Annotated in this window: 3 protein-coding genes; all 3 read left to right on the top strand. The window is 63.9% G+C overall.

Annotation, left to right across the window (positions count from 1 at the left end; translation table 11 throughout):
* Positions 1-152: 152 nt before the first annotated feature.
* A complete protein-coding gene (rpoC, locus tag QMX83_RS19645; RefSeq protein WP_282298328.1) occupies positions 153-4376 on the top strand; it encodes a DNA-directed RNA polymerase subunit beta' in 4224 nt (1407 codons plus the stop codon).
* 342 nt (positions 4377-4718) lie between these two features.
* A complete protein-coding gene (gene rpsL, locus QMX83_RS19640) occupies positions 4719-5093 on the top strand; it encodes a 30S ribosomal protein S12 (RefSeq protein WP_282298327.1) in 375 nt (124 codons plus the stop codon).
* 12 nt (positions 5094-5105) lie between these two features.
* Positions 5106-5573 carry a 30S ribosomal protein S7 gene (gene rpsG / locus QMX83_RS19635; RefSeq protein ID WP_125358599.1) on the top strand — a complete coding sequence of 156 codons (468 nt, stop codon included), beginning with the start codon at positions 5106-5108 and terminating at the stop codon, positions 5571-5573.
* Positions 5574-5657 lie beyond the last annotated feature (84 nt).

Genomic DNA, 5657 nt, shown 5'->3' with positions numbered 1-5657 from the left:
CCCCCCCCCCCCCCCCCCCCCCCCCCCCCCCCCCCCCCCCCCCCCCCCCCCCCCCCCCCCCCCCCCCCCCCCCCCCCCCCCCCCCCCCCCCCCCCCGCCGGAAGTGATCCCACAGCCCATCGACACAGATTTCCTCCTTTCGGAGAAACACCATGAAAGACCTGCTCAACCTCTTCAACCAGCAGCGCCAGACGCTGGACTTCGACGCGATCAAGATCGCGCTGGCCTCGCCGGACCTGATCCGTTCGTGGTCCTTCGGCGAAGTGAAGAAGCCGGAAACCATCAACTACCGTACCTTCAAGCCGGAGCGTGACGGCCTGTTCTGTGCCGCCATCTTCGGACCGGTCAAGGACTACGAGTGCCTGTGCGGCAAGTACAAGCGCATGAAGCACCGCGGCGTGGTCTGCGAAAAGTGCGGCACCGAAGTGACCCTGGCCAAGGTGCGCCGCGAGCGCATGGGCCACATCGACCTGGCCTCGCCGGTCGCGCACATCTGGTTCCTCAAGTCGCTGCCGTCGCGCATCGGCCTGATGCTGGACATGACCCTGCGTGACATCGAGCGCGTGCTGTACTTCGAAGCCTACGTGGTGACCGAGCCGGGCCTGACCGCCCTGGAGCGTCGTCAGCTGCTGACCGAAGAACAGTACCTGCAGGCACGCCAGGAGCACGGCGACGACTTCGACGCCGCCATGGGCGCAGAAGCCGTGTACGAACTGCTGCGCACCATCGACCTGCAGTCGGAAATGACCCGTCTGCGCGAAGAAATCGCCAGCACCGGTTCGGAAACCAAGCTCAAGCGCCTCACCAAGCGCATCAAGCTGGTCGAAGCCTTCCTGGAATCGGGCAACCGTCCGGAGTGGATGGTCATGACCGTGCTGCCGGTGCTGCCGCCGGACCTGCGTCCGCTGGTCCCGCTGGACGGCGGCCGCTTCGCGACCTCCGACCTGAACGACCTGTACCGCCGCGTCATCAACCGTAACAACCGCCTGCGCCGTCTGCTCGAGCTGAACGCGCCGGACATCATCGTGCGCAATGAAAAGCGCATGCTGCAGGAATCGGTCGATGCGCTGCTGGACAACGGCCGTCGCGGCCGTGCCATCACCGGCACCAACAAGCGCCCGCTGAAGTCGCTGGCCGACATGATCAAGGGCAAGCAGGGTCGCTTCCGTCAGAACCTGCTGGGCAAGCGCGTCGACTACTCGGGCCGTTCGGTCATCGTGGTCGGTCCGTACCTGCGCCTGCACCAGTGCGGCCTGCCGAAGAAGATGGCGCTGGAACTGTTCAAGCCGTTCGTGTTCGCCAAGCTGCAGCGTCGTGGCCTGGCCACCACCATCAAGGCCGCCAAGAAGCTGGTCGAGCGCGAAGAAGCTGAAGTCTGGGACATCCTGGAAGAAGTCATCCGCGAACACCCGGTCATGCTGAACCGTGCGCCGACCCTGCACCGTCTGGGCATCCAGGCGTTCGAGCCGGTGCTGATCGAAGGCAAGGCCATCCAGCTGCACCCGCTGGTGTGTACTGCGTTCAACGCCGACTTCGACGGTGACCAGATGGCCGTCCACGTGCCGCTCTCGCTGGAAGCCCAGCTGGAAGCGCGTGCGCTGATGATGTCGACCAACAACATCCTGTCGCCGGCCAACGGCGAGCCGATCATCGTGCCGTCGCAGGACGTGGTGCTGGGTCTGTACTACATGACCCGCGCCCTGGAAAACAAGAAGGGCGAGGGCATGGCCTTCGCCAACATCGCCGAAGTGAAGCGCGCCTACGACAACCGCGTGGTGGAACTGCACGCCAAGGTCAAGGTCCGCATCACCGAAGTGGTGACCGACGAGGAAGGCAACAAGCAGAACAAGACCTCGATCGTGGACACCACGATCGGTCGCGCCCTGCTGGCTGAAATCCTGCCGGAAGGCCTGCCGTTCGCGCTGGCCAACGTCGAACTGACCAAGAAGAACATCTCGCGCCTGATCAACTCCAGCTACCGTCAGCTGGGCTTGAAGGACACGGTCGTGTTCGCCGACAAGCTGATGTACACCGGCTTCGCTTACGCAACCCGCGCCGGCGTGTCGATCGGTATCGACGACATGCTGATCCCGGACGAGAAGCGCGGCATCCTCACCGAGGCCGAAGCCGAAGTGCTGGAAATCCAGGAGCAGTACCAGTCGGGTCTGGTCACCGCCGGCGAGCGCTACAACAAGGTGGTCGACATCTGGTCGCGCACCAACGAGCGCATCGCCAAGGCGATGATGGACACCATCGGTACCGAGAAGGTCGTCAATGCCAAGGGTGAGACCATCGACCAGAAGTCGATGAACTCGCTGTACATCATGGCCGACTCCGGCGCGCGTGGTTCGCAGGCCCAGATCCGTCAGCTGGCCGGTATGCGCGGCCTGATGGCCCGTCCGGACGGCTCGATCATCGAAACGCCCATCAAGGCGAACTTCCGTGAAGGCCTGAACGTGCAGGAGTACTTCAACTCCACCCACGGTGCCCGTAAGGGTCTGGCCGATACCGCGCTGAAGACCGCGAACTCGGGTTACCTGACCCGTCGTCTGGTCGACGTGGCGCAGGACGTGGTCATCACCGAAGTGGACTGCGGTACCACCGAAGGCCTGACCATGACCCCGATCGTGGAAGGCGGCGACGTCGTGGAGCCGTTGAAGGACCGCGTGCTGGGTCGTGTCGTGGCCGAGGACGTGTTCCTGCCGGGCAACGACGAAGATCCGATCGTGACCCGCAACACCCTGCTGGACGAACAGTGGGTGGCCAAGCTGGAAGACGCCGGCGTGCAGTCGGTGAAGGTCCGCTCGACCATCAGCTGCGAATCCGCGTTCGGCGTGTGCTCCAACTGCTACGGCCGCGACCTGGCCCGTGGTCACCTGGTCAACATCGGTGAAGCGGTCGGCGTCATCGCCGCGCAGTCGATCGGTGAGCCGGGTACCCAGCTGACCATGCGTACGTTCCACATCGGTGGTGCGGCATCGCGTGCGGCGGCCGTGGACAACATCACGGTCAAGACCACCGGTTCGGTGAAGTTCAACAACCTGAAGTCGGTCGAGCACGCCAATGGCTCGCTGGTGGCAGTGTCGCGTTCGGGTGAAATCTCGGTGCTCGACGCCCACGGTCGTGAGCGTGAGCGTTACAAGCTGCCGTACGGTGCGACCATCACGTCGAAGGACGCCGAGGCCGTCAAGGCTGGCCAGACCGTGGCCAACTGGGATCCGCATAACCACCCGATCGTGTCCGAAGTGGCCGGTTTCATCCGCTTCATCGACTTCATCGACGGCGTCACCGTCATCGAGAAGACCGACGAACTGACCGGTCTGGCGTCGCGTGAAATCACCGACCCGAAGCGTCGTGGTTCGCAGGCCAAGGATCTGCGTCCGATCGTGCGCATCGTCGATGCCAAGGGCAACGACCTGAGCATTCCGGGCACCGACCTGCCGGCGCAGTACCTGCTGCCGCCGCGCTCGATCGTCAACCTGCAGGACGGCGCGCCCGTCGGCGTGGGCGACGTGGTTGCCAAGATTCCGCAGGAAGCGTCCAAGACCCGTGACATCACCGGTGGTCTGCCGCGCGTGGCCGATCTGTTCGAAGCGCGCAAGCCGAAGGATCCGGCGATCCTGGCCGAGCGTTCGGGCATCATCAGCTTCGGCAAGGACACCAAGGGCAAGCAGCGCCTGATCATCAAGGACACCGATGGTTCGGAGCACGAAGAGCTGATTCCGAAGTACCGTCAGGTCATCGTGTTCGAAGGTGAGCACGTGACCAAGGGCGAAACCATCGTGGACGGCGAACCGAGCCCGCAGGACATCCTGCGTCTGCTGGGCGTCGAGCCGCTGGCCGCCTACCTGGTCAAGGAAATCCAGGACGTGTACCGCCTGCAGGGCGTGAAGATCAACGACAAGCACATCGAGGTGATCACCCGCCAGATGCTGCGCAAGGTCGAGATCACCGACCAGGGCAGCAGCAAGTTCCTGAATGGCGAGCAGGCCGAGCGCCAGCGCGTCATCGAGGAAAATGCCCGCCTGGCCACCCGCAACGAGCTGATCGCCCGTTTCGATCCGGTCCTGCTGGGTATCACCAAGGCGTCGCTGGCCACCGAGTCGTTCATCTCGGCGGCTTCGTTCCAGGAAACCACCCGCGTGCTGACCGAAGCGGCCGTTCGCGGCACCTCGGACAACCTGCGCGGCCTGAAGGAAAACGTCATCGTCGGCCGTCTGATTCCGGCCGGTACCGGTCTTGCGTACCACGCCCAGCGTCGTCGCAATGCCTCGGGCCTGACCGAATCGGAGCTGCAGACCCTGGCCGGTTCGCCGGTCGTGGCCGAAGCCCCGGTGGTGGAAGCCGCTCCGGAAGTGGATTCCTCCGAAGACTGATGTAGAGCCGGGCTTGCCCGGCTGCTCTTCGCGGAACCCTGCCCAGCTGAACCGGGCAGGGCACCGCAATCGGCGGCGGCCGCTGGATTAACCGCCGCCGATGCTGTAGGATGCCCGCCGGTCCTCGAAAGGGGGCTGGTAGACAACCTGAACGGGGGACAAGGAAGCTAGGTGCCCCAGTAACGGCCCGGGATCAGGGCTGGCCTTCCGTGCGCGCGGTTGACCGTGTTTTCGGGGGGTTGCTACAATCGTCTGTCTCGGCAGGCCCGATTTTGGGGCCTGCTTGCACATTTCCGCATTCATGGCCGTTTTTCCCTCGGCCTCTCTCAGAAGAACATACTGATGGCGACGATCAATCAGCTTGTCCGCAAGCCGCGGCAGGCAACCACTTACAAGAGTGCCTCGCCGGCACTTGATAAGTGCCCGCAGCGCCGTGGCGTCTGCACCCGCGTGTACACCACCACCCCGAAGAAGCCGAACTCGGCCCTCCGCAAGGTTGCCAAGGTCCGCCTGACCAACCAGGAAGAGGTCATCAGCTACATCGGTGGCGAAGGCCACAACCTGCAGGAGCACTCCGTGGTCCTGATCCGCGGCGGTCGCGTCAAGGACCTGCCGGGTGTGCGTTACCACACCGTTCGTGGTTCGCTCGATGCCTCGGGCGTCGCCAAGCGCCGCCAGGCCCGTTCCAAGTACGGCGCCAAGCGTCCGAAGAGCTAAGGGAAAGTACACATGTCTCGTAAAGGTAATACGCCGCAGCGTTCGGTCCTGCCCGATCCCAAGCACGGGAGCGAAACCATTGCCCGCTTCATCAACATGGTGATGCTGAGCGGCAAGAAGTCCGTTGCTGAAAAGATCGTCTATGGCGCAATGGACGTCATCGCCGAAAAGAACCCGAACTCCATCGAGCTGGTTCAGAAGGCTCTGGACAACGTGGCTCCGTCGGTCGAAGTGAAGTCCCGCCGCGTCGGCGGTGCGACCTACCAGGTGCCGGTTGAAGTCCGTTCGTCGCGCAAGATGGCTCTGGCCATGCGCTGGCTGATCGACTCGGCTCGTAAGCGTGGTGAAAACACCATGCCGAAGAAGCTGGCGGCTGAACTGCTGGATGCCTCGGAAAACCGTGGAGGTGCCATCAAGAAGCGCGAAGAAACCCACCGCATGGCCGAAGCCAACAAGGCATTCGCCCACTACCGCTGGTGAGTTTGACGGCCTTGTAAAACAGGCATGGCAGTACCACCTCGGTACTGCCTTGCGACACCTGGGGTGTCGCGCCAATCCGAAGGC

This window comes from Stenotrophomonas sp. PS02289, assembly GCF_029960115.1.
Lineage (GTDB): Bacteria > Pseudomonadota > Gammaproteobacteria > Xanthomonadales > Xanthomonadaceae > Stenotrophomonas.
This window is presented reverse-complemented; position numbering and strand designations above follow the sequence as displayed.